Genomic DNA, 26,350 nt, shown 5'->3' on the forward strand with positions numbered 1-26,350 from the left:
ATGAGGCTTTTCACACTGATCCGGATCTTCGCGCTGATCGTGACATGTTTCTGGGAGACGCAGGCAATGGCTACAGACGGACTCATCACCATCAAGAGCAGTTTTGGCCCGCAGGACACGATGACGCGGCTCGAGACCGAGGTGAAGGCCAAGGGCCTCACCGTGTTTGCCCATGTCGATCACGCCGCGGGCGCTGCCGCCGTCGGCATGACTCTGCGGCCGACTGATCTGCTCATCTTCGGCAACGCCAAGGGCGGCACGCCGTTGATGCAGCAGGCGCAGACCATCGGCATCGACCTGCCGCTGAAGGCGCTGGTCTGGCAGGACGAGCAAGGCGCGACCTGGCTGTCGTACAACGATCCGGCCTATCTCGCCGGCCGTCACGGCGTCGGCGAGCCGGCCAGGACCGCCGTCGGCGCGATGACCGCCGCACTGCATGCGATCGCGGCCAAGGCCACCGCACCGTAAGCGCGCCACGACGGCCGCGCGAGGAGAGGTTCATGAACGTGACCAGCGGGCAACCGGCGCCGCCCAAGGCGCAAGACAGCAAGCTCGCCAGATGGCTGGTCATCGCGGCGTTGTGCGCGATGCTCGTCGCCGCGAGTGTTCTCGGCTATCTCGGCTGGACCAGCACGGATAACAGCGTGCCGGCGTCCGGCTATGTCGCGCTGGTGCTCGGCGTCGTGTTCTCGCTGGTCGTCGGCGTCGGCCTGATGGCGCTGGTGTTTTACAGCAGCCGCAAAGGCTATGACGAACCGGTGGTGCTGATCCGGGAGCCGGAGAGCGATCCGGACGATGGACAGAGCGGCCCGCGCTAAGCCGCAACAAGGGGTTGACGGGGTGACAGTGTTTGCCCGACGAGCAATCCGAATAAGATGGCCGCCGGCACGTCGCGGAGTATTGAAAGTACCGCACCGCTTCGCGATTGCGACTGGGCCTGGCAACCGAATAGAGTGGGCCATCCCGTCACGAGAAAGGGAGTCAGGCATGGACGCGCCGAGCTCTGACAAGGACATTCAAAACACACCCGACGAGCCGGCTAACGAACAGGCGAAAACCACGCGCAACCCAACACGTACTCCTTCCATCATCGTCGGTGTCGTTGCGGCTGCCGTCGTCGCGCTTTCCGCCTTCTATCTCTTACGACCCGAACCATTGCTCGTTCAAGGCGAGGTCGATGCAACGCGGCTCGATATCGCGGCGCGCGTGGACGGACGGGTCGGCAAGATTCCCGTCGAGCGCGGCCAGAACGTCGCTGCGGGCGCGGTGCTGCTCCAGATCGACAATCCGGAAACGCTGGCCAAACACGACCAGATGAAGGCGGCCAAGGCCGTTGCGGACGCCCAGCTTGCCAACGTACTCGTCGGAACGCGGGTGGAAGTGATCGCGGCACGGAAGGCGGAAATGGAGCGGGCGCAGGCGGCGCTGGTGCTGGCACAGAAGACGTTTGACCGTACGCACACCTTGACCGAGCAAGGCAACGCGCCGCAGGCCCGCCTCGACCAGGCAACCGATGCGCTGCACGAAAGCGAGCGCGCCGTCGACCAGGCCAAATCGGCCTATGAGCAGGCGGTCAATGGCTACACCAAGGAGGAGCGGGCCATTGCCAAGACCAATGTCGAAAAGGCCAGTGCCGATATCCAGAGCGTTCAATCGATCATCGACCAGCTCGTGGTTTATGCGCCCGTAGCCTCGCAGATCTATCAGCGTAATGTGGAACCCGGCGAATACGTCTCGCCCGGCGTGCCGCTGGTGACATTGATCAATCTGGCCGACCTCTGGGTGCATTTCGATCTGCGCGAGGATCTCGTCAAGGGACTGAAGGTCGGCGATCGCTTCGATGTCCGCATTCCCGCCCTCGGCGACCGTTCCGTCGCGGTCGAGGTCAAGCTCATCGCGACCAAGGGCGAATATGCAAGCTGGCGAGCCACGCGTGCTTCGGGCGATTTCGACCTGCGAACGTTTTCGATCCGTGCCTATCCCGTTCAGCCCGTGCCCGAGCTGCGACCTGGAATGAGCGCCTATCTCGACTGGCGGTCGCGGCCATGAGGCCCGCGCCCAAGCCCGGATTTCTGCTGGTCGCGCGGCGCGAGTGCCGCTGGCTGTTTCACGATCGTGTGGCGCTGCTGCTGATCTTCGGCGTGCCGCTGTTTGCGTTCGTGGTTCTCACCACGGTCTTCAGCCATCCGGTCATCCGCGGCCTCGGCGTGACGATTGTCGACGAGGACAAGTCGGACGCCTCGCGGGCCCTGGTGGAATACGTCGCGGCGTCTCCGAGCCTGAAAATCACAGACCGCTCCGGGACGCTGTCGACGGCCGTGCAGGACATACGCTCCGGCAAGTCGATCTCGGCCGTCTACATCCCGCCGGATTTCGAGCGCGACCTGAAGGCCGCGCGCCGCCCGCAGATCGTCGGATTTTACAACCAGCAGTTTTTGACTCCCTCCGGGATCGCATCCTCAGGTCTGAGCGATTCACTTTCCGCCGCGGCAGCCGTGGCCGCTCCCGCCAGTCGCGCGGCACCTGCGCCAGCGTCCCTGGGAGCGCTCAAGGCGGAGACCATGGCGCTCGTCAATCCGCAGAAGAACTACGCGCAGTTCCTGCTGCGCGCGCTGCTGCCGACCATCATCCATGTGGTGATTACCCTTGCCGCCGGCTATTCCGTCGGCTCCGAATTCCGCCGCCGCGACGCGCGGGCCTGGCTCGAAAGCGCCGGTGGCGATCCGCTTGTCGCGCTGGCTGGCAAGCTCGCGCCGCTGTTCTGCCTCTTCATTTTGATCATGCTGGCCGAGCCGCTGTTTCTGGAGGGCGTGCTGGAGATTCCCTTCAAGGGCGACTTGCCGTTGATGATCGCTGCAGCCTCGCTGCTGATCATCACCTATCTGTCGCTCGGCGCCCTGCTCCAGCTTCTGGTCGGCGATCTCGCCACCGGACTCGGGCTTGCGGGCCTCATTGCCTCGCCCGCATTCGGCTATGCCGGCGTCGGCTTTCCCACCATCGGCATGAATGCCTTTGCGCAGACATGGAGCGCGATCCTGCCGCTTCGCTGGTACATGGCCGTCCTGCTGGGACAAGCCGCGCGGGGATTGCCGGTCGCGGATTCCGCTATTCCCTTCGCGGCGCTTGCGGGCCTGGCGTTGCTCTTTGCCGGCCTGGCGTGGATGCGCATGGCGAACGTCACCCGCAAGGGATGGTTTGCAACAGCGCGGCCTGTCGAGCCATCCGAGGCCATCTCCACACCGCGCGGCGTCGGCGGCGCCTTCGTGGCGGAGTGGCGGCGCGTGCTGGGAACGCGGGGCGCCTTCGCTCTGCTGTTTCTCGCTCCCCTGGTCTACGGCATCTACTATCCGCAGCCCTATCTGAACCAGATCCTTCGCAAGCTCCCGATTGCGGTCGTCGACAACGATCTCAGCGATCTCAGCCGGCAGATCGTCGAGACGCTGGATGCGAGCGGCGCATTGAGCGTGACGGTTCGCGCCCGAACGCTCGCCGAGGCGCGCAGCGCGATCGATCGCGGGCAGGCCTTTGCCGCCGTCGAGATTCCGCCCGACACCGAACGCGACGTGCTCAAGGGCATCACCGCCCACATCCCCGTCTATGCGGACGCAACCTATCTGTTCATCTTCAGATCGAGCGCCAGCGGGGTCGCCACCGCCATCGGAACCTTGACGTCCGAGCTGGTTTCGCGCGGCGCGCGCTCGGATGGCAGCCTCGTCAAGGCGAAGCTCGCGACGTCGAGCCCGGCCGACGTGTTGCTGCAGCCGATCTTCAACCCGGTGGGCGGCTATGCGAGCTACGTCGTTCCGGCGGCGTTCATCCTGATCCTGCAGCAGACCCTGCTGATCGGCGCAGCTATGCTAACCGGCACCGCGCTGGCGAGCGGCGGCGCGGCCTTTGCCGGCGTGCTCGGCCGCGGCATCGCGCATCTGACCGTCTACCTTCCTGCGCTCGCGCTCTACGTCGTCGTGCTGCCCCGCATCTACGGTTTTTCGACGCTCGGCCATCTTCCGCAGATCCTCGCGCTCGCGAGTGTCTTTCTGCTGGCAACGAGCTTCATGGGTCAGGCTATCGGGGCCTGGTTCACGCGGCCGGAGAACGCAACCATCCTGTTGCTGGCGACGAGCCTGCCGCAGTTCTTCATGGCCGGCTTCGCGTGGCCGCGCGAAGCAATTCCGGACGTGGCCCTTGCGTTCGGCCGGTTGTTCCCGGCCGACTCCGCGATCGACGGCCTCGTGCGCGTCAACCAGCTCGGCGCCGGCATCTGGGAGGTTGCGCATGACTGGCTCGCATTGTGGTGCCTGGCGCTCGGCTACTTCGCGCTCGCGGTGATCTCGGCATTTGCCGTCAGGAGGAGACAGGGACATGCCCAACCTTAGACCTGCCGCCTTCGTCGCGATTCCGCTCGCGCTGGTCGCGGCGGGCGCGCTGCTCTATGTCATGCGCCACGCGGCACCGCCGGCAGCCATCGTCGGCGTCGTGCGCGCGACCGAGATCAGGGTCGAGCCGGAGGTCAACGGCCAGCTGGTCTCGATCGCGGTTGAGAAGGGTGCCTCTGTGAAGGCCGGCGACGTCGTGGCGCGGCTCTCGGCGGTGGAGTTGACAGCGCAGGCGGACCAGGCGCGTGCCGCGCTCGCGTCCGCCGTCGCAAGCCGCAACAATGTCTATGCCGGCGTGCGCCGCGAACAGGTCGACTCGCTGAAAGCCGCCATCGCCAAGGCCGGCGCCCGCCTCGACTACGTGCAGGCCCAGCTCACCCGGACCAGCACGCTGGCGCGCCAGAGCTTCGAATCCCAACAGTCGCTCGACCAGGCCGAGAACGACGTTGCAAGCGCGCGTGCCGGCGTGGCGGAGGCCCAGGCCAATTACGATGCGGCCGTGGCGGGACCGACCCGGGAAGAGCGCGCGATCGCCGACGCGCAGGTGCAGGCCGCGGCCTCCGCGGTCACCGTGCTCGAGCGCCGCCTCGACAAGATGGTCTTGCGCGCGCCGGCCGACGGCGTGGTCAGCGTCATCGCCGCCGAGGTCGGCGAAAATGTTCGCGCGGGCCAACCGATCCTGATGGTCGAGGCCGCGGGCAGGCAATGGCTCTCGTTCAACGTGCGCGAGGATCATCTCGATCGTCTCGCGATGGGAGAGACAGCGAATGTGATGCGGAACGGCGCTAATGGCGCGACGAAGGCGGTCATCACTGAACTTCGGCCGCTCGGCGTGTTTGCCACCTGGCAGGCCGAGCGGGTGATTGGCGATCATGACCGCAACACGCTTCGCCTGCGCCTCGACCCCAAGGGAGACAAGGGAGAGTTAGCAGGCCTTGAGCCGGGCATGACCGTCTGGATCGGCCCCTAAACCCCGGTGATTTGAGCTCGCGGAACCAAGCTGTTCCGACCGTCTTCAAAATGAAGCCCCAGCAGTCATTGAGACCACTGGGGTTTTTCAACAGCCTTGCGGAATTCGAATTCAGCCTAGCTGGTGACGGCGGCTTCGGTGTAGGGCGCCGTATTCTTCGCGCGGTTGTCGATGCTGAGAGCGCCCGCACCGAAAGCCGCGATCTGGAGCAGTCCGCCCGCCATCATCACGTTCTTCAGGAAGTGAATCACCCCGATGTCCATAGCTGCGGCCCGTGTGGATGGCCGAAGATACTAGCCCGCGCCGCCCAATTCCCTGATGCTGCGCCGCACTACTGCGCGCCTAGCCTGGATTTTCGAACAGATCGAGCCGCGGCCCAGCGGAACTTCGATCGCTACCTTTGCTAGAACCATTCAAAATGTATAGGCTGATCTGGTCAACGGGCTTGAGAGAAAGGCCCGGGACGTTCGGGACGTGAGACGCTGAAGGGGTTGCTTGATCGGAAGGCGCGGTCGTCTTCACGGCGGGTGCGACGGATATGGAATCCGATTCAGACGGCCGTCACGGCGGCCTGGAAGGGTCTTACCGTCGGACTTTACGTGAGCGAACCGGCAGTTGCGGCAGGCACTCCCCCGCATTCAGGTGAATGATCGCAGGGCCCGTCATGAGCGGTCCAGCACCTTTCACGTCGGAGGAGCCGGGATGGACCAACGAGAAGTGCTGGCGGCGTGGGAGAAGTTCGTCGAGCGCGGAGCGTTGTCATCCGACTTGAGATCATCGGTCGCAGCGTCGTGGCAGCGATCCAGGAACCATCACGTCACCGTCGACCGTGCGCGAGCGCCGCTCGTCGCGGACGCCGAGTTGTTTCGTCATCGCTCCAAATACGCGTCGCTCCGGCATGCCGCCCGCTGCGCTCTCGAGAACTCAAAAACATTTCTGCGCGATGCAAACTCAATCATGATCCTCACCGATCCGAGCGGGCTGATCATCGATACGCAGGGCGACGATAGGGTCATCGACGCCGGCCGCGCAGTCCATCTCGAACACGGAGGTCGCTGGAGCGAGGCCGACATCGGCACCAACGCGATCGGCGCTGCGATAGCGGAATCGAAACCTGTCCAAATTCACGGTACAGAGCATTTCTGCTCGCAGGTGCAGCGGTGGACTTGCGCTGCCGTCCCGGTTCATGACCCGACCGATGGCGAACTGCTTGGCGTAGTCGACATCTCGGGTCCTGCAAGCACCTTCAATCCGCAGAGCCTGGCTTTGGCCGTCGCGGTCGGCCATCACGTGGAAAGCGTTCTGGCCCAATCGGTCCGACAGGAACATGAGGAGTTGCTGTGCCGCTTTCTCGGCAGGAGATCGCAATGGGCGAACGATGAATGCATCGTGCTCGATCGTCGTGGCATGATCCTCCACGCCACCGAGCGTGCTCTGAACGCACTCCAGCATGATCGCCACGGCATTCACAACAACGCGCCAACCCGCTTTTTGAAGACGGTTCCCTTCGATGAGTGGCCGAGCAGGTTGAAAGAGCTGCTTCCCAACGCGAGCTTCAACTTCGTCGAGAACGAACGCTCCGGCATCGGCGCCATCGTGGTGCTGCATGCGCGACGACGCCAGTTGATCACGCATCGCGACGTCCAGAAATCGAGATCCGAATCTGACGGCCGCGACACCGCGAGCTCATCATCTGCCCGAAAGGATTCAAAGCCGGAACCACGGTCTCTTCAGAGCATGGCCGCCGGCTTCGTTGCGGACGACCCCGCAGTCCGAGCCATCGTCCGTCAAGTCGAGACCGCGGCAGCACGCAAGATGCCCATCCTCATCCGAGGCGAGACCGGAACCGGCAAGGAACAGCTTGCCCGCCACGCCCATATGGCGAGTGGGCGGACCGGCGCGTTCGTTCCAGTGAATTGCGCCGCCCTGCCGGAAAGTCTGATCGAGAGCGAGCTGTTTGGCTATGCCGCCGGAGCATTCACCGGGGCGCGGCGCGGCGGCGCGATTGGACTGGTCAAGGAGGCCGACGGCGGCACGCTGTTCCTTGACGAGATCGGCGACATGCCCGTCGCGCTGCAGGCGGTGCTTCTGCGCCTGCTCGACGACTGGACCGTGCGCCCTGTCGGCGGCGTCAGATCGAAGGTCGATGTCTTTCTCATCTCCGCCACCAACGCCAGGTTGGACAAGGCCATCGCCGAAGCCCGGTTCCGATCCGACCTGCTCTATCGTCTCAATACGCTCGAGGTCAGTCTGCCACCGCTCCGAGATCGCAACGACTTTGACGCCATCGTTCGCCATCTGCTCAATGCGATCGACCCGAATTGCGAGATCACGCGGACGGACATTGCGCATCTCGCCGCACGTCCCTGGCCTGGCAACGTCCGCGAGCTTCGCAACGTTCTGGCGCGATTCACCCTTGCCGCCGCGGACGGCTCTATCAACGAAGCCAGCGCGGAGAGCATCGTTCAACATCCCGGAGCGGAGTCCGGATCGCTCCACGACATCCACCGCGCGCGAATCCTTGTTGTGTATGCCGAGACCGCCGGAAACGTCAGCGAAACCGCGCGACGCCTCGGCGTCTCAAGAAACACCATCTATCGCGCACTGGGGCAGAAGAAGCCCGAGTGATGCCATAGTGCCTCGAAGCGCCGATGCTGCGAGTATCGCAGCATGCCCTACTATGGACAGAGCGCCGGTCGCTTCGAACCGATGATTGTTCCGTTCAAAGCAGCTCAGCGCCACCACCTCGGGCCGGGCCGGCGGTCGGATCGTAGTCATCCGGCTTCTTGGCGATCAAGGTCTGAGTCGTCAGGATCAGTCCGGCCACCGATGCCGCATTGCGAACCGCGCTGTAGCAAACCTTGACCGGGTCGATAATGCCAGCTTCGACAAGATCGACCGCCGAACCATTGCGCACGTCGAGCCCGTGGCCATTCGTGGCCTTGGCAATTCTCGCAACTTCCGCCTCTCCGTTCAGACCGGCATTGGCGGCAATGTAGAAAAGCGGCCGACTGAGCGCGCGTTGCAGCAGCTCGGCGCCCTGCCTGGCGCCTCCGTCCAGACGACTGATCAATTCGTCGAGCCTTGCAGCGATCCTGAGCAAGGCCACTCCCCCGCCCGGCACAATGCCTTCTTCGATCGCGGCGCGGGTCGCGTTGATCGCATCCTCGATCAACTGGGTCCGGCGTTTTTGCTCGACCGGCGTCGCGCCGCCGGCAAGAATCATCGCTGTGCCGCCGGACAGTTTTGCGATGCGCTCCTGGAACTTGTCCCGCTCAATATTTTCGGGAGCGGCATCGTATTGGCGCAACACCTGCTCGCGTCGCGCCGCGATGGCCTTCTGATCGCCACTTCCCGCCGTGATCAGGGTCTTCGAGGCGGAAATGCGCACTTGGCGCGCGGACCCAAGGTCGTGCAGCTCCACCTTCTCGAGCCTTCCGCCTAGATCCGCCGAGATAACGCGCCCTCCGGTCGTGATCGCGATATCCTCGAGCATCGCCTTGCGCCAATGGCCGAACTCCGGCGGATGAATCGCGGCGACCTTGAAATTGGATTTCTCCCGACGCGCCAGCAATTGCATGATGACCGATGGCGCCACTTCCTCGGCGATGATCAGCAAAGGTCGCCCGCTCTTCTCGATGAGCGAGATCACACCTGCCAGTTGCTCCCCGGTCTGGATCTTGAGATCGGTCATGACGATGAACGGACTGTCGAGAACCACCTGCATTTTCTCGACATCGGTGACCATATGATGTGAAAGATAGCCGCGATCGAAGGCCATGCCTTCAACGATTTCCAGCGTCGTCTCGACCGTGTTGCCAAATTCCACCGCGACGATTCCGTGATTGCCGGCGCGCTCGAAGGCTTCGCCGACCATGTCGCCAAGCGCTGTGTCGTTGGCGGCAATGCTCGCAACAGCCCGCAGGCCAGCAAGCCCCTGCAGCGGTCTCGCCGACCGTCGTAACGCCGTAATGGTCTCACTAACCGCCAGCTCCAGCCCTTGAACCAGCTCGACCGGATTGGCGCCGGCCGCTAAACATTTCAGGCCTTCCTGCACAAGAACATCCGCCAGCACGGTGGCCGTGGTGGTGCCGTCCCCCGCCACCTCATTGGTTCGCGCTGAAACCTCACGCAACACCTGCGCGCCCATATTCTCAAACGGGCATTCAAGTTCGATTTCGCTGGCAATGCTGACGCCATCGCGCGACACGATCGGTGTGCCGATCGGTCGGTCCATGATCGCGTTCATACCCCTCGGACCCAGCGTTCCGCGTACCGCCTTGGCGAGCTTGGCGACGCCCCGGCCCAGCGCGGCCCGCGCAGCTTCATCGTGCAACATGATCTTCGGCATTCTATATCCCCGACTTTGCCTTGAGGTCGTCTGGTCTGGACTTGTTGTCGATGCTGCGCACCCGCATCACGGCACCTGTTACGTGTCCGGCGACGCCGGCATCGTCCTCGATTTCGGTACGAACGGTGTATCGAGGTCGAACCGCGCGGCAAGCAGGCCGCGGCACAGTGCGCCGTTGAATTCAGCATTGATGCCCACGCGCCGTAGATTCGACAGGTATGCGGCAAGGCCGTCGGCTTTCAGCCGCGCTCCGTTCGCATCGACAAAGGCGGGTTCACCACCGCTTGCCGGACCTACGACGGCACGTCGCTCGAGATAGCGCTGAATCAGCGCCTCACCTGCATCGTCGAGCGGCAGGCAACCGAGCTCCGTCAACGTCAGGCTCACGATCTCTGCCGGCGATTGCCCCAGCGCGATGAGGTGACTGAGTAGCGCAACCTGCCGGCGCTGGAACGCCTTGACGAGGAATGTCTGACGCAGATCATCGAGGCTGCCATCGGCCTCGGCGCCGAACGTTTCCTGGAACGAGCGCCCCAGCGCGAGGCCCGCATTGATCTTGTCGGCATACATGTGCTCACCCAAGACCACGCTGACGCCCTTGACCCAGTCCAACGCGCTGATGGACCGGCGCATGTCGTCCGCCATCAGGAACGAAAAATTGGCAGCGCACCAATAGGTCGGCAAGCGGAACTCGATGTGGACCCGATCCTTCGCGTCGACATCGGCCCTGGTCACGAAATTCAGGTCGATGACGGACTCGTCGAGTTCCGGGTCCATCACGTCTCGCAGGCAGGCCCATATCTGCGCCTGCCTGTCATCTGACGAGCGGCTTCTCGGCCGCTCCCTCCCCTCAACGCCACGCTTCATGGCCATCACCTCGGCGCGTGAACGGCTTCGGGCAAGTGGGCATAACCGCCGCCCGCCTGGATCTTCTTCTTTTGCGCTTCGACATCGATGCCATAGATGCGCGCGGCATTGAGACCGAGGATCTTGGTCTTCGTTTCCATCGACAGCACCGAACCGGTCTCCTTGGTGACGTCGGCCGGGATTTCAAATGCCATGAACTTGTCGATCAGCCATTTCGGCGTCCAGATGCCATAATCGCTGCCGTAAAGGATCTTGTCCGGTCCGACCCAGAATAGCAGTTCGGAAATGACGTGGGCGAAATACCCCGGCCGCGAATGGATGAAGGGCAACGCCACCGCGAGGCCGGCATAGACATTGGTTTCCTGGGTCGCGATCCAGCAGAAGTCGTCAAGGCGCGGCAAGCCACAATGCTCGACGATGAAGTTCAAATCCTGGAACGAGGTGGCGACGTCATCGATATCGGCGACATCGAACGCATCCCGGTTCAACGGGATGATCGTTGGCCCCTTGTGGACGTGGATGTTCTTGATCCCGAGCTTCTGCGCCGCCTCGAGATACTGGTAGGACGCCTTGTCGGTGAGCTTGTAGCCCTTCGACTCGCCACGCCATTCGGCGGTGTAAAGCTTGACACCCTTCAGCTTGTGCTTCTCGGAGAGCGCATGAAGGTCTTCGATGCCCTTGGTACCGTCACGCGGATCAAAGGCGCCGTTCAGGATGAAGCGGTCCGGATGGCTCTTCTTCATCGCCGAGTTTCGTTCGGTGGTATTGAAGCCGTTCTTGTAGAAGTCGGTGAGATAGGTCGGCTGCAGGATCGCCATGTCGTCGTAACCGGTGACGAACAGGTCGTCGAACATCGTCTTGGCGTCGTACTTCTCGAACTTCTCCTTCTCCCATTTCTCCGACGGCGGGCTCAGATTCGAGTGATAAGCGTAGAAGCACTCGATGAACTGCTTGCCGTGGATGTTCTTCTGGTTGGCCGGGCTGCCATCCCAGAAATGGGTATGCCCATCGATGACAAAAATCTCTTCACCCTTGGCCGTCCTGTACATGGCGTTACTCCCGCTCCGCTGGATATTGCGTATTGTTGTGAGGCGCGATTGATGTCGTCGAAATGAGCCCGGCCGGCTCTGGTGCCGGCCAGGCTGGTTCGCTGGCGATCATTAAACGATGTATTTCATCATCTCGTTCATGTCGCCGAACAGCATGACGGTGTTATCATCCGTCATGACCATGCGGCCGTAATGCGTCGAGGTTGAAATCTCGAAGAGATGCGGGGTCATGACGCGGCCCAACTCTTCGGAAATCTCATCCATCTTGAATTCCATCTTGCCGTCGCCATCGATACGGATCATCGCCGGCATGTAGGTCACCTTGATGTGTTCATGACGGCTCATGACTTCGGCGATAGCGCGCGCCTCGACGCTATCGTTCATTGTCACTCCGCATTGATGCGACACCGTGTCCTCGAACGTAATGTCTTTCATCGATTTGAAGATGTTGTCATTCTCGTGCAGCATGTCGGTCTCCAGAAGGATTGAGTGTGAGGGCGTGAAGCGATGCCGATTACGACGCCAGTCCGGCCGGAACCGTCAGGCCAAGCTCGGTGGCGATCCCCCTGATACGATTCTTCGCGTGTGCCATGGCATCGGCGAAAGCCGCGACCTTGACCCGAGGCTGCGACCAGATGGGCTGCAAATGATTGGCGGCTTCGAGCGCGAGATCGGCATGATTGGCCAACCATTTGTTGAACAACGCAAGGTTCTGCGCCCCAAAGGTCGGATCAGTGCCGAGGATGTGGAACAGCTCGACGGTATTGGCGAGATTGCGCTCATAGTCGGCCTCCGCAGCGGAGACGACAGCCGGAGTGATGAAGTCGTTCTGCGCAGATGCCGCCTGCATCAGGAAGCCTGAGCGGAAGAGTTCGCCGACCAGCGGCTCGAACACCGCATTGGTCGCAAAATATTGCTCGAGATAGTCGTTTGAACCCATCACTGATTCAACCGACTTGCGCACGCCTTGCCAGATCGGATCTTCCAGCCAGTGCTTCTTGCCGGCGGAAATGTCGAAGCCTGGAAGGTCGAGGCCGATTTCGCTCAGGTAAAGAGTGATGTCCTGCGCGAAGCGAAGCTTGTAGGACGAGTTGGTCAAGATCGCATTGTTGACCATCTGCGTGTAGCCGTAACGTTGCGCCTGCATCGTCGAGGTGCCGAGACCGAACTCGGCATGCTTGTAGGCTCCGAGATGGTTCTGCAATATCTTCACCCAGGCGGGATCGAATCGGGTCGGCGCGCCCGATTTCCGGCCATTCTCGATGGTGTTCTGCACCATGCCGCAGATCGTCGACTGGCGCTGGTAATGGGTACGCTCCCACTCCTGGTCGACAGCGCGGAATTTGTGCCAGTTCGAGCTCTTTGCCGCCGTCCAGTCCTTGGAATAGGTCGGCGTTCCGTCAGGGAACGAGATGATCCAATCCTGCAGCAGATAGCGCTCCGGATCGGGTTGAACATCGACCGTCATGTCTTCGTAATGGGTCGCCTTGCGCCCCTTCGGTTCGAAGTAGTTATACTTGCGGCTGTCGGAGCCCGGGAAAACCGCTGCCCCCGCGGCTCCGGATTTGACGATTGCCGCAGGCTTGGTCGCTGCTGCTCTGCTCGTTTGTGCGCTCATTGCTTACTCCCTTTCTGCCATTCTGTTCTGCGACGAACCTCGAACGCCGTCATCGCACCGCCGGCGTAAACTTGTCGAAATAGATGTGGTCCGGCTCGACGCCATTCATTTGCAGCACGGGCAATACGGCGTCGATCATCGGCGTCGGCCCGCACGCGTAGGCGTCGATGGCGCCGCTCAGCTTCTCCTCGCGCAGATGGCGCAGCACGACCTCGTGGATCAGTCCGGTCTCGCCGTTCCAGCCGTCACCCGTCTCCGCATGGGACAGTGCCGGCACGAATTTGAAATCGTTCAGCCGCGCGGCGATGGCCGCGAGCTCATCGAGGTAGAACAAGTCGGCGCGGGTACGCGCTCCGTAGAAGAACCGGACCGGTCTCTGCTCGCCGCTCCCGATGTGATCGGCCAGGATCGACCACAGCGGCGACATGCCCGAGCCGCCGCCGATCAGCAGCATCGGCCCCGGACGTTCTTCGCGCCGGAAGCAGGTGCCATACGGCCCCTTGGCGATCACGGCGTCGCCGACGGCCAATTTCCCATCGAGCTGGGACGAAAACGCCCCGTTCGGATATTTCTTGATGATGAAGCGGAGATTGGTGCCTTCTCCAGGCGGGTTCGCCATCGAAAAGGCGCGGGTGATGGTGCCATCCTGAAGCGTCAGATCGACGTACTGGCCGGCCCAGAACTTCATCGGCCTCTCGATCTCGATCTCCAGCAATCTGATGTCTGACGTCAGCGCGCTAATCCCTGCCACGCGGCCGGAAAATGCCTTCACCGCGATCGAACGGCTAAGCAGGTCTTCGTCATAGTTGAGTAATTCAACACCGATGTCGCTGTAGACATGCGTCCGGCACAGCAGGACGTGGCCGGTCTCGCTCTCGTAATCCGGCAGAGCGAAGGTCGAGTATTTCAGAAGCTCGATGTCCCCCTCGACCAGCTTTGATTTGCAGCTGCCGCACTGACCTTCCTTGCAGCCATGCATCAGCGAGATGCCCTGACGAAACGCGGCATCGAGGACGGTCTCGCCCTCTTCCACTTCCATCTCGATACCCACTGGCTCGAAACGAACCTTGTGAACCCGCACGTCCGTCATGATCCCGGCCCTGTCGTCGCAGCAGTTGTACAGAACGATCGGCAAACCGTTGCCGGTCCCGGCAAGAGGGGCCGCCGAAAGCGGCCCCTCCCCCTCATCATCTCTTTAGTGGCAGGGATTGATCTTGAAGCCCTTACGGTATTCGGCCGTCGCCACCTCGCGCTCGATCGGCGAAAGCGCTCTGAAGCCACGCAACGGACTGCCAAGCGTGTGTCCGCGCACGTGATCGAGCGTCCACATGTCCTTGGAGTCGAAGCGCAGATGGGGTTGCGCGATCATGGTCTTGCCGTCGGGCCGGACAAAACCGAGATCCTTGATCGCGTCAGCGACGTCCCAGCCGTGATAACAGTCCTCCCATTCACGGCGACCGCTGAAGCGGCCCATTGCCGGCGTCGCGCGGCCCTCGTATTCCGCGGCGAACGCCACCTTGTGGGTCCAACGGCAACCTTCGGAGCAGTAAGTGTAGATCTTGCCGTCGACCTCGTCGCAGACGAAGTCCTCGCGGATCAGGCAAGGGACCATGCAGCTCCAGCAGCGATGCGGGTATGAATAGCCCACCTCGCTGTTGAAGAGGATGTTGGTCTCGCCGGGCACGCTGAGCTTGGCGTGCCATTTCCAGAAATCGCCGAATTCGGCGTACCAGCCCGGATATTTGTGCTCGAACCACTCGAAATCACGCTCGGTCTGGGCCTCGATACGCCAGAAGTTCACCGACCATCCGACCGTGAAGAACTGCGCGGTCTTGTGGACGTAGTTCTTCTTGACGATCCGATCCCAGGCGGCGGCGACGTCATCGTGATGGATCTTGATGCCGTACTTCTCGAGCGGCAGCATGTAGGTCCGGTAATAGTCTTCGTAGATCCAGCGATGCCAGAGCTCGGCGTAGGACTCCTTGTTCTTGTCGCGGTTGGTCGTGCCGTACTCGATGAACGTCCCGATCGCGGCATCGACAATCGCGTGATTCTGCCAGAAGGCGTATTTCAGATCGCGCTCCAGCAGCTGGTGGTTCGACGGATCGTTGATCATCGCCATCAGCATCGAGTGACCGTTGCCGATATGACGGGATTCGTCCGACTGGACCGACAGGAACACGGTCGGCAATGCATAGTCGCCGTTGCGCGCCGCTTCCGACGGCATCGCCACGAACAGGGTATTGGTGAAGGCGGTTTCCGCGACGACCGTCAGATAGACGTTGGCCGCGGTGATCGCGTCACCGGTCAGGAAGCCCTCGGCGAACTGACGGCCGATCGTGGTCGCATAGCATTTGCCGAACGCGGCTTCCGTGATATCGAACCCGGCTGGATCGATGTAATTCTCCATGTACCACTTCTTGAGGTTCATCTGGATCGTCGAGTGCCGGAACTCGTCGACCATCTGCATGGTGAAGCCGGTGCGCAATTCCTCGCCGGGCGCCAACCGCCCGACCATCGCCATCGAACGCGCCGCCGAGATCTCCGGGAACGGGATGATCGCCAGGAACAGCTTCATCCATTCGACCCATCGCGGCTCGACATTGCGGAACATGTCGCCGCGCAACGCCGCATCCAGCGCGCCATAGACGCGGTTGTCTTTCTCTTCCTGCATCGGGAAATATGACCGCAGGACCTGCTTCATCGGATCGCGTGGTGTCTTCGAGATCTTGTAGTCGGTTGGGAAAGTCATCGCCTCCTGCACGTAGCTTGGCGTCCAACCAAGGTCCGCGACGCGGTTGGCCGCTTCAGCGATGCTGATCCCCTTCTGCGCGGTGATCTTGTTCAGTGTCAGACTTGCAGACATTTCCAGCTCCTTTGAACGTTGCGTTATCTTCGGCATTCTCGCTTCGGTTCCGGGTCAAACCCCTGGATCGCCTTGTTGAAATTCTCCGCCGCAAAACACACTTTAAGTCCGTTAAATGGATTGATTGATCTGCTGACTCGTCGTTTCACGTCAGCCCGGTTTCTCGGCGCTGACGGTCTCGTCACCTCCGTTGGCTCGTTTGATGAGAGGTTTTCCTTCGGCAACGAATTTCGCCGAGAGGACCAGCGCACCAGTAGCGAAATCCCTGCCGTGCGCGGCGATCATGGCCTCCGCGATCTCGGCCAGCTGAATGAAGAAGGCGTCTTTCGACCCGGCTTCCTCGCTCATGTCCGGTTGCGGAGACGGCATTTGTGCCTGTTGCTTTGATGCAATCATGGTTGCGTTGTTCCTGCTCATCATGCGTGCCCCGAACGTTGGTGGTCGCCGGACGAAGGACCGTTGTCGATCTCCAGCAGGGACGTGTCGAGCCATTCACGCTCGGCCACCAGGCGTCGATGCTCCTCCCGGAGCATCTCCAGGCGCACGACCGCTCGCTCCAGTTCAGCATGCGCGTCGCTTCCGGCGTCGGCGCGCGCCGCGCTACGCACGGCGCACGCGAGTTCGATTTCGGCTCCGCCGCGCGCGTACTCATTCTTGATTTGCATCTCGTTGTTATCGACCATCTCGTCGATCAGCCTGTCCCGGGCAATCATCCGATCGCGGGCGCGCTGCAATTCAGCGGCTTCCTCGGCGGTGATCGGTGGCCGGCATCGGCTGTCCTTTGTCACTCGCGCCACTCTCGTTCGATGATCTGGACCGAGGCTTTGCATGTCGCGGCACATGCCCCTACGGGATCAGGACCGCGCGGCCATGAATGCGTCCATGATGCAGATCGTGAAGCGCGTCATTGGCCTGGCTCAGCCTGTATTCCTTGGTGTGGAGTTCGACGAGGCCGCGATCCGCGAGCGCCATCAGCTCGACCAGCTCGGCGTATGTGCCGACCAGGTTGCCGACGATGGTCTTTTCCGACGTGATCATGTCGATGGTCGGGATATCGATCTTCCCACCATACCCGACGATGTAGTAGTAGCCGGCGTTCGCTGTCATCGACAGGCCCTTGGCGATGGCGTCACCCTCGCCAACAAAATCGATCACGGCCTCCGCGCCGCGCCCGTCGGTCAGCGCCAGCACGGCCTCGACTTCGTTGCCGTCTGCCTTCACGACATGATGTGCACCGCACTTCTTGGCGAGTTCGAGAGACTGTTCGGCGCGATCGACCACGATGATTTCTGCCGCGCAGAGCGCGGCGAGAACCTGGATGCCGATATGGCCCAGCCCACCGGCGCCGATCACCGCGACGTATTCGCCGGGCAACAGATGACGGGATGCCTTCTTCGCGGCGCGATAAGCCGTCAGCCCAGCATCGGTGTAGGGAGCAACATCCTTCGGTGCGAGCGACTTCGGCAGCTTGATCAGGGAGCGCTGCCCCGTCAGCAGATACTGCGCGTAGCCGCCATTGGCATTGATGCCGGGAAACGAGCTGTCCAGCGCATGCATGTCGTCGCCGCGCCGGCACGCGAGACAATGCCCGCTGGTCACCAGCGGATGACAAATTACGCTGTCGCCAACCTTGATCCCTTCGACACCGGGGCCGATCGCTTCGACCCAGCCGGCGTTCTCGTGGCCCATGATGTATGGAAGCTTGACGTCGACCTTGCTGCGCCAGATGCCCTCAACGATGTGCAGATCGGTGCGACAGACGCCGGCACCACCGATGCGCACGATCACGTCCATCGGGCGCGAGATCTTCGGGTCAGTTACGTCATCGAACTTGACGAACTCCTTCGCCGTCAGCTTCTCGTCGAACTCATGAAGCACCGCCGCTTTCATTAAACGCCTCCCCGGCAAAATTATTATTCTGTCGATCTGACGCGATCGCCATCTTGCTGAACAGTTGAGCAAGGGCTGTGCCAAGCGCACAACGGCCTGATCTTTCTACTGTTCTTGCGATCTCGGGAGTGCTCGCGCCGATCCGCCTCGGAGCAGACTTTGCGCGCGACTGTTCCGAGACGGAACAGTTCGACGGCAGCAACAGCGGGTGAGCAGAAATTTGGATTTTTGATTGTTTGATCTATGATCGTGAGAACCGCGCCACACGCGAGAACGACCCGAACCGGGCTACGACCAAGAGGAAATCGCCAAGCAGCGACTCCCGGAGGAGCTATGATGCTGACCGCCAGCCGACGCATGGATAATGCTTGGATGACGCTCGATCAGCGCGGCGCGCCGCCGGCAGAGCTGCTATCGGCCGATATCTACGACAGCTGGATGCGCTGCATTTCGCTTGGTCTCGATACATTGCGCCCTCCTTCGCCCGAGTTCGTGAGCACCGCCGTTTTGCGCCAGGAGCAGCAGCGCTGCTCACTGATTCGCGGCCTGGCGCTCGCGGAGATGCACACGCTGCATCAGCAGATTGCCGGCTCCAATTTCATGATCGCCTTTGCAAATGCCAACGGCCTGCTGCTCGACATCATCTCGGACTCGAGCTTCAGTGATGCCTCGAACGCAGCGAGCATTCGGCCCGGCACTATCTGGACTGAAGCCATTTGCGGCACCAACGGCCTCGGCACCGCCGCGTATCTCAAGCGGGCCATCGTCGTTCACGGGGGCGAGCACTTTTTCTCGCGCTACCACAATCTTACTTGCATCGCGGCGCCAATCTTCGCGCCCGATGGCGAACTGGCCGGAATACTGGATGCGTCATCGGATTGCATGTCGAGGCAGGCGCATACCCAGGCGCTCGTCGCGATGGCGGCAACCCAGATCGAGAATGGTCTGTTCCGCGAACATCACCGCGGAAACATCCTGATCGCTTTCCATAGCCGCGGCGAATATCTGCATACGTTGAGCGCGGGCCTGCTGGCCGTCGACAACGAGGGCAGGATCCTTGCAGCCAACAGGGCCGCAAGCGTCCTGCTGCATGGCCTGCCAGCCTTGCCGGGTCGTCGCTTCGCCGACGTCTTTCGTACGAAATTCAACGCCTTTGTCGATGAAGGCCGGCGCAAGGAACGCCAGCGCCTCGAGGACGAGGTCGGTAGCCAGTTCGTCGCCACAATCGAGAACGCGCGCCAGTCCTCGATGATGCAAGCCATCTCGCGGCCTCGGCCGTCGACGCCCAAGGACGTTCCCACCCAGTTCGTCTCCGCCGATCCGGCGATCGCTTCCATTGTCCAACGGGTGGGAGTCGCGGCGGTCCGTAAGATGCCGATCCTGATCCGAGGCGAAACCGGCACCGGCAAGGAGCAACTCGCCCGCCATGCTCATACCGCCAGTGGACGGGCCGGCGCTTTCGTCCCGGTGAATTGCGCAGCGCTCCCTGACAGCCTGATCGAGGCAGAGCTGTTCGGCTATGCCGAAGGCGCTTTCACGGGAGCAAAAAAGGGCGGGGCTGCAGGACTGTTCAAGGAAGCGGACGGCGGAACGCTCTTCCTCGACGAGATCGGCGACATGCCGGTGACGTTGCAGGCCGTGCTGCTGCGCTTTCTGGACGATTGGACTGTCCGGCCGGTCGGTGGCACCAAACGTCAGGTCGACGTTCTCCTGGTGTCTGCCACCAATGCCAATCTCGACGACTCGATTGCGAAGGGCCGGTTCCGATCCGATTTGCTGTTTCGCCTCAACACGCTGGAGGTGACGTTACCGCCTTTGCGCGAGCGTTCCGATTTCGCCGAGATCGCGCGCTATTTGATCCACAAGATCGATCCCTTGATGGATTTGACCGCAGGGGCGATCGATCGTTTGGCCGAACTCGACTGGGATGGAAACATCCGCGAACTGCGCAACGTGCTTTCCCGATTGTCGCTGGCCGAGCCGGGAGATCTGATCGACGAGACATCGGTCGAGTCCGTACTTGCACATTCAGGCGGCGAGCGCTTGACCGGCAAGGCGGTGGGTGGTGGGCTCAAGGCCAATCTGCATGAGATTCAGCGCTCGCATGTGCTGACCGCGTATGCGGAAACGGGCAACAACATCAGCAAGACCGCGCGCCGCCTGGGCGTGTCGCGCAATACGATCTATCGTGCCCTGCGCGGCAACAAGGATTAGCACAATCGTGGCGAAGGCTCTGCGGCGACAGCGCGATCTGCGCTGTAACTGGAGGCGTTGAAGTCCAGCCCCTCGTCGGGTTCAATTGGGAGTGCCGCGATGTTTGAACCGGAAAACAGTCTCGAAGCCCTGATGCAGGCTGCCGCAAGGGACGCCAGCGTCGTTCCCGCATTCTATCGCGCGTTGCTCGAGACGGAGATCTACATTCTGACGCCGGAAGCGCCGATGAAACCTGGACGCCGTCGCTCGCTCAAATTTCAGGAGGAGATCAACGTTGCAACGGTCGACTTCCAGAACATGAAATGGCACCCCACCTTCACCTCAAAGAAGCGCATCTACGACTATATAAAGCAGCCTGAGGTGTGCCTTGGCGCCGCCGCGCGCAATCTGTTCGAAATGTTGCCTGACTCCAATTTCTGGCTCAATCCGTTGTCCGAATGTCAGAAGCCACTGCCCGCCGCCGAGATCGCCCTCCTCATGAGTGGCGAGATCTTTCACATGCCGATTAAGTCCGCGCGATAGGCGCAGACTTCCTGCCAGATGCTGTCGGCCAAGCGGAATTATTTCGAAAACGGCGCAGCGACATCAGTTCACTAGACCATCTGCCTGATTTCCTGAAGTGTGCCCGCAAAGGCTCGTGGCGAGCCGGGCGGATGGGAATTCGCCAGGCCGAGGTCGGAGCGGCGAGGACAATGATCGAATGAACAGAGGAGCGCTTTGGTCTCAAGCCGGAGCGGCTTGCCGGGGATACCGCTTACGGGGCTGCTCCGATGCTGAACTGGCTGGTCGAGGCGAAGGGCATCGCACCACATATCCCCGTGTTCGACAAGTCGAAGCGAGATGACGGTACCTTCTCGCGCAGCGACTTTCGATATGATCCGACCAGCGACGTCGACCACTGCCCCGGCCGGAATGCGGCTCGGGACGAGCGGCACCGTGCACGGGGGCAAAACGCTTTTGTATCGTGCGAGCAAGCTCGACTGCGACGCATGCCCGCTTAAACCGCAGTGCTGTCCAAAAGAACCATCGCGCAAGATCCCGCGCAACATGCATGAGAACGCCCGGGACGTCGCCCGGTCGTTCGCTGGCACCGAGGGATTCGAGACGTCGCGACGTCAGCGCAAGAAGGTCGAGATGCGGTTTGCGCATTTGAAGCGCATCCTGAGGCTTGGTCGGCTTCGGCTTCGTGGCCCACGGGGCGCCCAGGACGAGTTTGTTCTTGCTGCAATCGCTCAAAATCTGAGGCGCCTCGCGCGTTAGGGTCGGCGGATCAGAGCCGGTCGGCCTTACCGAATGGCCGAAAGACATCCGTCGGTTACAGCCGACTTTTGCAACAAAATCGGCCATGCCCGGACATCGCCACAGGCGGGGCTAGCTGACATGTCGCTTGCTTGACACCTCTCGTAGCGTTGGTCTCTAATCCCCAGGCAAGTCCTGAGGCTGGAGGCGAAATTTTCGCCGCCAATCAAGAATAAGGCCAACTGCTCCGCCAGGCGAGTGCCGGGTAAAGGAGCAGAGGCTAAAAATAGCTTCCTGGGAGGGAACAATGGACAGACGCCAGACAATCAAAATGCTTGGTGGTGCGGCGGCGATCGCCGGTACCGGTTTTCCGGGGTTTGCTTTTGCGCAGGCTCAAAAGGAAATGGTCACGGTCGTGAAGATCGCCGGCATTCCGTGGTTCAACGCTCTTGAAAAGGGAATCCAGAAGGGCGCCAAGGACTTCAGCATCAATGCCACCATGGTTGGACCGGCGAACGTCGATCCGGCACAACAGGTAAAGCTGCTCGATGACCTGATCGCCAAAAAGGTCAACGTGATCGGCTTGGTGCCGCTGGACGTCAAAGTGTGCGAGCCGGTGCTCAAGCGCGCCCAGGCGGCCGGCATCAAAGTCATCACCCATGAGGGCCCCGAACAAGAAGGCCGTGACTGGAATGTCGAATTGATCGATTCCGTTCGCTTCGGTGAAGTGCAAATGGAGCGTCTCGCCAAGGACATGGGCGGCGAAGGCGATTACGTGGTTTATGTCGGGACGTTGACGACGCCGCTTCACAACAAATGGGCCGACGCCGCGATTGCCTATCAGCAGAAGAATTTCCCGAAAATGAAGCTCGTCGCCGACCGTTTCCCCGGCGCCGACGAGATCGATACCAGCCAGCGCACGACGCTTGACGTGATCAAGGCCTATCCAAACCTGCGCGGCATTCTCGGCTTCGGCTCGAATGGGCCGATCGGGGCCGGCAATGCGGTGCGTCAGCAACGCCTTGGCAAGAAGATCGCCGTGGTCGGCACGGTGCTGCCGAGCCAGGCGAAATCGCTCATCGCGGATGATACCATCCGCGAAGGTTTCCTGTGGAATCCCACCGATGCAGGTTACGCCATGGTTGCCGTTGCCAAGCTCGTGCTTGATGGCAAGCCAATCACGGATGGCGTCGATGTTCCCGGCCTCGGCAAGGCTGCGGTCGATGTGGCCGGCAAGCAGATCAAGGTCGACAAGATCATGCGGATCAACAAAGAAACCATCGACGGACTGATCGCCGGAGGACTCTAGAACTACACCGGTCCCAGCCGCCTCGTCGCGCTGCATTCCCGGCTTTCCGGCCGGGAATGCGATCCTCGTCGAGGCGATCGCTTGACGAGCGGTCCCATTACAGGACGAAGCCTTGACGACTTTCCTGGAGATGTCCGGCATATCAAAACGTTTCGGCGGCGTGCATGCGCTTCGCGACGTCGATCTGACGCTGGAGGTCGGAGAGGTGCATTGCCTTGTCGGCGAAAACGGATCCGGCAAGTCCACGCTGATCAAGATCATTTCCGGCGTCGAGGCGCCGGAACCAGGAGGCCGGATCGTCATTTCCGGCAAGGAGTACCCAAAACTAAGCCCGGTCTACTCCACCCATTGCGGCATTCAGGTCATCTATCAGGATCTATCGCTATTCTCCAACCTCACCGTCGTCGAGAACATCGCCATGGCGCACCATCTTGGCGGCGTCCACACGGTGAACTGGTCCTCTATGCGGGCCATCGCCATGGCCACAATGGCGAAGGTCGGCGTTGAGGTCGATCCAGAAACAAAAGTCTCCGAACTCAGCATTGCCGGACGCCAGCTGGTCGCGATCTGCCGGGCCTTGGCGGCGGATGCCAAACTTCTCATCATGGATGAGCCGACGGCGTCGCTGACCCGCCACGAGGTCAACACCTTGATCAAGCTCGTCAGCGACCTGAAAAGAAGCGGTATCTGCGTCGTATTCGTTAGCCATCGCCTCGACGAGGTGCTTGAGATTGCCGAACGCGTGACGGTGTTGCGGGACGGCGCAAAGGTAGGCACCTTTGCCGCAGCGACCATCAACGGCAGCAAACTCAGTCACCTGATGACCGGGAAGGCTTTCGAGTATCAGAAACAGGTGCCCGACCTTGCCGTGGGTGCGGTTGTTCTCGAAGTCCAGGGGCTTGGCCGCGATGGTGACTACGACGATGTGAGCTTGCAATTGCGCGCCGGAGAAGTCGTGGGGCTTACCGGATTGCTTGGATCGGGCCGAACCGAGCTCGCACTGTCGCTGTTCGGCATGAACCCGCCCGATCGAGGCACCATGGCGCTCGACGGCCACCGCATCGCGCTGAACACGAATGCAGACGCGATCCGTCGAGGCATCGCCTACGTATCTGAAGACAGGCTTACACTTGGCCTCATCCTTGACCAGTCGATCACGTCGAACGTCACGCTGACTGTGTTGGAACGTCTCGCCGGCGCGTTCGGCCTGATTGGCGCACGCGCGCGGCAAAGCCATGTTGCGCGATGGGTCGCCGAACTCGGAATCAAGGTCTCTGATCCCAACAACCCGGTCAAGACGCTCTCCGGCGGCAATCAGCAGCGGATCGTGCTCGCCAAATGGATGGCGACCAACCCGCGGGTGCTTATCCTTGATAGCCCAACGGTCGGTGTCGACATCCGCGCTAAGGATGGGATTTATGAGATCATCCGGCGACTGGCCCGCGAGGGCGTCGCAGTGCTGATGATATCAGACGAAATCCCCGAGGTACTTTATCACAGCCATCGCGTGCTGGTGATGCGCGAAGGGCGTTTGACCGCTGACGTGATGGCCGCAGACACCTCCGAAGATGCGCTTCGGCAGGCAGTCAATGCCTGAATCGCAGTTTGCTTCATTTGGCAGGTTTCGGCGCAGCCATGAGTTCTGGCTGTTGATCGTGATCCTCGTGCTCTGCGCCAGCCTGGGCGCGGCGAACGGCCAGTTCCTGACCATGCAGAATCTGTTCGACCTGCTGACCTCCTACGCATTCGTAGGCATCCTCGCCCTCGGACTGCTCGTGGTGCTGATCGCCGGCGGAATCGACATCTCCTTCACGGCGACGGCATCGGTGGCGCAATATGTCACGCTTACGGTGGCGAACGCATACGGCGCGAACTGGATCTGCGTTTTTGCGATCGCGATCGGCATTGGCGGTGCGCTCGGCGCCCTCAACGCGATCTTCATCCAGAAGCTTCGGATACCATCAATCATCGTGTCCGTCGCAACGTTGAACATTTTCTATGGGCTGCTGATTTTCTTCACGGGCGGTAAATACATCTATTCGTTACCCGACTGGTTCGCGACCGGGATATTCTGGTTCGAGTTCGATTGGGGCAAGGATACGTCCTACGGCGTCAACCTGCAGATCCTCGCGCTCGGGTTCTCATTTCTGTTCACCTGGCTCCTGCTCAATCGTAGCAATATCGGTCGTCAGATCTACGCCATGGGGGGCAATACCGATGCCGCGCAGCGACTTGGCTTCCATGTCTTCGGCCTCAACATGCTGGTCTATTGCTACATGGGGGTCATGGCCGGTATCGCCTCACTGGTCCAGGCGCAGCTTGCACAGTCCGTCGCTCCGACGGTGCTGGTGGGCAAGGAGCTCGATGTGGTTGCGGCCGTCGTGCTGGGCGGCGCCAGCCTGATGGGCGGCGTCGGCACCGTTCTCGGCACGTTTCTGGGGTTGGCACTGCTCGCCATCCTGCAGAATGGAATCATTTTGCTGGGCGTTTCGTCCTACTGGTCGCCATTTTTTGTCGGGTTGGTCATTCTGATCTCGGTCTCGGCAACAGCCTGGTCGCAGCGAGAACGGCGGAGCCGGAGCGCGCGGCCATGAGAAATGAGTCCACCCTCGCCCTTCGCGGACGCCTGATCCGTTTTGCCGGCAGCGGGACGATCGCAACCCTGATGCTGTTGTTGGTCGCGCTCTGGTTGGTGTTCGCCATTACCATCGGCGACCGGTTTTTCTCCGTCAACACGCTGCAATCGATGGCCTTCCAGATGCCGGAGCTCGGCATTCTTTCGCTTGCGATGATGCTGGCCTTGTTATCTGGCGGCCTCAACCTTTCCATCATCGCCACCGCTAATCTCTCCGGACTGACCATTGCCTTCCTGCTGACGCACTACATTCCGGGCACTCAGGGCATTGCCTGGGCCGGCGTACAGGTGCTGGCGATTGCGGCAGGGTTTGCCGTCGCGGCACTGGTCGGCCTTGTCAACGGATTTGTCATCGCCTATCTCGGCGTTTCGCCGATCCTCGCAACCCTCGGCACCATGACACTCTGCAAGGGACTCGCGATCGGCCTGACGCGCGGCAATGTCATCTCCGGATTTCCGGAGCCCATTGTTTTCATCGGCAATGGAACGGTTCTCGGGGTGCCTTTTGCCCTGATCGTGCTGGCGCTCTGTGCGTTACCCGTCGCGCTCATGCTAAACGCAACGCCCTTCGGGGCAACGGTTTACATGATCGGCTCGAACGAGAAGGCAACCCGCTACTCCGGCGTCGATACCCGCGCCGTCCTGCTCAAGCTATATGTCCTCTCGAGCCTGCTCGCCGGTGTCGCAGCGGTCGTCATGCTGGCACGTTTCAATTCAGCCAACGCGGCATATGGCGAGAGCTATCTGCTCGTCACGATTCTTGCAGCAGTGCTCGGTGGCGTCGATCCATTTGGCGGCTTTGGCAAAGTCGGCGGATTGCTGCTTGCGCTGATAATCCTTCAGGTCATCTCCTCGGCGTTCAACCTTCTCAATCTCAGCCAGTTCCTTACTCTGGCGATCTGGGGTGGCATCCTGATTGCCGTTGCCGCGGTTCCCCATCTGGGCGGCAAAGCGCCCCGGTAGACA

The 26,350-nt window shown here is 61.4% G+C and carries 23 protein-coding genes and 1 pseudogene; 13 read left to right on the top strand and 11 right to left on the bottom strand.

The window, feature by feature from the left end; translation table 11 throughout:
* From ABIA90_RS22835 to ABIA90_RS22855, 5 genes are all read left to right on the top strand, one after another.
* On the top strand, positions 1–468 hold the full coding sequence (locus ABIA90_RS22835) for a DUF302 domain-containing protein (protein WP_354119323.1): 468 nt from the start codon (positions 1–3) through the stop codon (positions 466–468).
* Between the two features lie 32 nt (positions 469–500).
* On the top strand, positions 501–818 hold the full coding sequence (locus ABIA90_RS22840) for a hypothetical protein (protein WP_354119322.1): 318 nt from the start codon (positions 501–503) through the stop codon (positions 816–818).
* 169 nt (positions 819–987) lie between these two features.
* A complete protein-coding gene (locus ABIA90_RS22845; RefSeq protein WP_354122473.1) occupies positions 988–2,049 on the top strand; it encodes an HlyD family secretion protein in 1,062 nt (353 codons plus the stop codon).
* Positions 2,046–4,376: an ABC transporter permease gene (locus ABIA90_RS22850; protein WP_354119320.1), complete on the top strand. Its 2,331-nt coding sequence runs from the start codon at positions 2,046–2,048 to the stop codon at positions 4,374–4,376. The genes ABIA90_RS22845 and ABIA90_RS22850 overlap by 4 nt, the downstream gene beginning before the upstream one ends.
* Entirely contained in the window at positions 4,363–5,346 is a 984-nt protein-coding gene (locus ABIA90_RS22855; protein ID WP_354119319.1) for an HlyD family secretion protein, read from the top strand. Before ABIA90_RS22850 ends, ABIA90_RS22855 begins: the two co-directional genes overlap by 14 nt.
* A 116-nt stretch (positions 5,347–5,462) precedes the next feature.
* Here the strand turns inward: ABIA90_RS22855 and ABIA90_RS22860 are convergent, their stop codons facing one another.
* Positions 5,463–5,609 carry a hypothetical protein gene (locus tag ABIA90_RS22860; protein WP_187388109.1) on the bottom strand — a complete coding sequence of 49 codons (147 nt, stop codon included), beginning with the start codon at positions 5,607–5,609 and terminating at the stop codon, positions 5,463–5,465.
* A gap of 439 nt (positions 5,610–6,048) precedes the next feature.
* Here ABIA90_RS22860 and ABIA90_RS22865 point away from each other — a divergent pair, with 439 nt between their 5' ends.
* The gene (locus ABIA90_RS22865) at positions 6,049–7,974 is read left to right on the top strand and encodes a sigma-54-dependent Fis family transcriptional regulator (RefSeq protein ID WP_502916644.1); all 1,926 of its coding nucleotides are present in this window, start codon (positions 6,049–6,051) and stop codon (positions 7,972–7,974) included.
* A gap of 94 nt (positions 7,975–8,068) precedes the next feature.
* Here ABIA90_RS22865 and ABIA90_RS22870 read toward each other — a convergent pair whose 3' ends face one another.
* The 10 genes from ABIA90_RS22870 to ABIA90_RS22915 form a co-directional block, all read right to left on the bottom strand.
* Positions 8,069–9,697 carry a molecular chaperone GroEL gene (locus ABIA90_RS22870; protein WP_354119317.1) on the bottom strand — a complete coding sequence of 543 codons (1,629 nt, stop codon included), beginning with the start codon at positions 9,695–9,697 and terminating at the stop codon, positions 8,069–8,071.
* Between the two features lie 78 nt (positions 9,698–9,775).
* Positions 9,776–10,570, bottom strand: a complete 795-nt coding sequence (locus tag ABIA90_RS22875; RefSeq protein ID WP_085399581.1) for a metal-sulfur cluster assembly factor — start codon at positions 10,568–10,570, stop codon at positions 9,776–9,778.
* A complete protein-coding gene (locus tag ABIA90_RS22880) occupies positions 10,570–11,613 on the bottom strand; it encodes an amidohydrolase family protein (RefSeq protein ID WP_354119316.1) in 1,044 nt (347 codons plus the stop codon). The genes ABIA90_RS22875 and ABIA90_RS22880 overlap by 1 nt, the downstream gene beginning before the upstream one ends.
* A gap of 111 nt (positions 11,614–11,724) precedes the next feature.
* Complete coding sequence (locus ABIA90_RS22885; RefSeq protein ID WP_028150059.1) at positions 11,725–12,081, bottom strand: MmoB/DmpM family protein; 357 nt, start codon at positions 12,079–12,081, stop codon at positions 11,725–11,727.
* Positions 12,082–12,127: 46 nt separating this feature from the next.
* Positions 12,128–13,231: an aromatic/alkene monooxygenase hydroxylase subunit beta gene (locus ABIA90_RS22890; RefSeq protein WP_354119315.1), complete on the bottom strand. Its 1,104-nt coding sequence runs from the start codon at positions 13,229–13,231 to the stop codon at positions 12,128–12,130.
* Positions 13,232–13,280: 49 nt separating this feature from the next.
* Positions 13,281–14,321 carry a 2Fe-2S iron-sulfur cluster-binding protein gene (locus tag ABIA90_RS22895; RefSeq protein WP_354119314.1) on the bottom strand — a complete coding sequence of 347 codons (1,041 nt, stop codon included), beginning with the start codon at positions 14,319–14,321 and terminating at the stop codon, positions 13,281–13,283.
* A gap of 105 nt (positions 14,322–14,426) precedes the next feature.
* Positions 14,427–16,097, bottom strand: coding sequence for an aromatic/alkene/methane monooxygenase hydroxylase/oxygenase subunit alpha (locus ABIA90_RS22900; protein WP_028156528.1), 1,671 nt, complete (start codon positions 16,095–16,097; stop codon positions 14,427–14,429).
* A gap of 150 nt (positions 16,098–16,247) precedes the next feature.
* The gene (locus ABIA90_RS22905; RefSeq protein WP_354102287.1) at positions 16,248–16,517 is read right to left on the bottom strand and encodes a hypothetical protein; all 270 of its coding nucleotides are present in this window, start codon (positions 16,515–16,517) and stop codon (positions 16,248–16,250) included.
* Complete coding sequence (locus ABIA90_RS22910; protein ID WP_208069721.1) at positions 16,514–16,885, bottom strand: hypothetical protein; 372 nt, start codon at positions 16,883–16,885, stop codon at positions 16,514–16,516. Before ABIA90_RS22910 ends, ABIA90_RS22905 begins: the two co-directional genes overlap by 4 nt.
* A gap of 58 nt (positions 16,886–16,943) precedes the next feature.
* Positions 16,944–17,987 carry an NAD(P)-dependent alcohol dehydrogenase gene (locus ABIA90_RS22915; protein ID WP_071909903.1) on the bottom strand — a complete coding sequence of 348 codons (1,044 nt, stop codon included), beginning with the start codon at positions 17,985–17,987 and terminating at the stop codon, positions 16,944–16,946.
* Between the two features lie 336 nt (positions 17,988–18,323).
* On the opposite strand from ABIA90_RS22915, the gene ABIA90_RS22920 reads away from it, so the two are divergent.
* The 7 genes and pseudogenes from ABIA90_RS22920 to ABIA90_RS22950 all read left to right on the top strand — a co-directional run bounded on the left by ABIA90_RS22920 (position 18,324) and on the right by ABIA90_RS22950 (position 26,347).
* Complete coding sequence (locus tag ABIA90_RS22920) at positions 18,324–20,201, top strand: sigma-54-dependent Fis family transcriptional regulator (RefSeq protein WP_502916643.1); 1,878 nt, start codon at positions 18,324–18,326, stop codon at positions 20,199–20,201.
* A gap of 99 nt (positions 20,202–20,300) precedes the next feature.
* Positions 20,301–20,723 carry an SseB family protein gene (locus ABIA90_RS22925; protein WP_354119312.1) on the top strand — a complete coding sequence of 141 codons (423 nt, stop codon included), beginning with the start codon at positions 20,301–20,303 and terminating at the stop codon, positions 20,721–20,723.
* Between the two features lie 137 nt (positions 20,724–20,860).
* A pseudogene (locus ABIA90_RS22930) lies at positions 20,861–21,461 on the top strand (transposase); the annotation flags it as partial.
* A 286-nt stretch (positions 21,462–21,747) separates the two neighbouring features.
* The gene (locus tag ABIA90_RS22935; RefSeq protein WP_028150067.1) at positions 21,748–22,749 is read left to right on the top strand and encodes an autoinducer 2 ABC transporter substrate-binding protein; all 1,002 of its coding nucleotides are present in this window, start codon (positions 21,748–21,750) and stop codon (positions 22,747–22,749) included.
* A gap of 112 nt (positions 22,750–22,861) precedes the next feature.
* Positions 22,862–24,346, top strand: a complete 1,485-nt coding sequence (locus tag ABIA90_RS22940; RefSeq protein ID WP_354119311.1) for a sugar ABC transporter ATP-binding protein — start codon at positions 22,862–22,864, stop codon at positions 24,344–24,346.
* Entirely contained in the window at positions 24,339–25,343 is a 1,005-nt protein-coding gene (locus ABIA90_RS22945) for an ABC transporter permease (protein WP_354119310.1), read from the top strand. The genes ABIA90_RS22940 and ABIA90_RS22945 overlap by 8 nt, the downstream gene beginning before the upstream one ends.
* Positions 25,340–26,347: an ABC transporter permease gene (locus tag ABIA90_RS22950; protein WP_354119309.1), complete on the top strand. Its 1,008-nt coding sequence runs from the start codon at positions 25,340–25,342 to the stop codon at positions 26,345–26,347. Before ABIA90_RS22945 ends, ABIA90_RS22950 begins: the two co-directional genes overlap by 4 nt.
* Positions 26,348–26,350 lie beyond the last annotated feature (3 nt).

Source organism: Bradyrhizobium sp. LA6.8 (genome assembly GCF_040547935.1).
Classification (GTDB): Bacteria; Pseudomonadota; Alphaproteobacteria; order Rhizobiales; family Xanthobacteraceae; genus Bradyrhizobium; species Bradyrhizobium barranii.

Coding starts and splice junctions, on each gene's coding strand:
- ABIA90_RS22920 (WP_502916643.1), top strand. CDS start 18,324: ATGCTGACCGCCAGCCGACGCATGGATAATGCTTGGATGACGCTCGAT.
- ABIA90_RS22895 (WP_354119314.1), bottom strand. CDS start 14,321: ATGACGGACGTGCGGGTTCACAAGGTTCGTTTCGAGCCAGTGGGTATC.
- ABIA90_RS22900 (WP_028156528.1), bottom strand. CDS start 16,097: ATGTCTGCAAGTCTGACACTGAACAAGATCACCGCGCAGAAGGGGATC.
- ABIA90_RS22840 (WP_354119322.1), top strand. CDS start 501: ATGAACGTGACCAGCGGGCAACCGGCGCCGCCCAAGGCGCAAGACAGC.
- ABIA90_RS22860 (WP_187388109.1), bottom strand. CDS start 5,609: ATGGACATCGGGGTGATTCACTTCCTGAAGAACGTGATGATGGCGGGC.
- ABIA90_RS22880 (WP_354119316.1), bottom strand. CDS start 11,613: ATGTACAGGACGGCCAAGGGTGAAGAGATTTTTGTCATCGATGGGCAT.
- ABIA90_RS22875 (WP_085399581.1), bottom strand. CDS start 10,570: ATGGCCATGAAGCGTGGCGTTGAGGGGAGGGAGCGGCCGAGAAGCCGC.
- ABIA90_RS22885 (WP_028150059.1), bottom strand. CDS start 12,081: ATGCTGCACGAGAATGACAACATCTTCAAATCGATGAAAGACATTACG.
- ABIA90_RS22945 (WP_354119310.1), top strand. CDS start 24,339: ATGCCTGAATCGCAGTTTGCTTCATTTGGCAGGTTTCGGCGCAGCCAT.
- ABIA90_RS22935 (WP_028150067.1), top strand. CDS start 21,748: ATGGACAGACGCCAGACAATCAAAATGCTTGGTGGTGCGGCGGCGATC.
- ABIA90_RS22865 (WP_502916644.1), top strand. CDS start 6,049: ATGGACCAACGAGAAGTGCTGGCGGCGTGGGAGAAGTTCGTCGAGCGC.
- ABIA90_RS22855 (WP_354119319.1), top strand. CDS start 4,363: ATGCCCAACCTTAGACCTGCCGCCTTCGTCGCGATTCCGCTCGCGCTG.
- ABIA90_RS22845 (WP_354122473.1), top strand. CDS start 988: ATGGACGCGCCGAGCTCTGACAAGGACATTCAAAACACACCCGACGAG.
- ABIA90_RS22950 (WP_354119309.1), top strand. CDS start 25,340: ATGAGAAATGAGTCCACCCTCGCCCTTCGCGGACGCCTGATCCGTTTT.
- ABIA90_RS22890 (WP_354119315.1), bottom strand. CDS start 13,231: ATGAGCGCACAAACGAGCAGAGCAGCAGCGACCAAGCCTGCGGCAATC.
- ABIA90_RS22905 (WP_354102287.1), bottom strand. CDS start 16,517: ATGATGAGCAGGAACAACGCAACCATGATTGCATCAAAGCAACAGGCA.
- ABIA90_RS22915 (WP_071909903.1), bottom strand. CDS start 17,987: ATGAAAGCGGCGGTGCTTCATGAGTTCGACGAGAAGCTGACGGCGAAG.
- ABIA90_RS22850 (WP_354119320.1), top strand. CDS start 2,046: ATGAGGCCCGCGCCCAAGCCCGGATTTCTGCTGGTCGCGCGGCGCGAG.
- ABIA90_RS22870 (WP_354119317.1), bottom strand. CDS start 9,697: ATGCCGAAGATCATGTTGCACGATGAAGCTGCGCGGGCCGCGCTGGGC.
- ABIA90_RS22925 (WP_354119312.1), top strand. CDS start 20,301: ATGTTTGAACCGGAAAACAGTCTCGAAGCCCTGATGCAGGCTGCCGCA.
- ABIA90_RS22835 (WP_354119323.1), top strand. CDS start 1: ATGAGGCTTTTCACACTGATCCGGATCTTCGCGCTGATCGTGACATGT.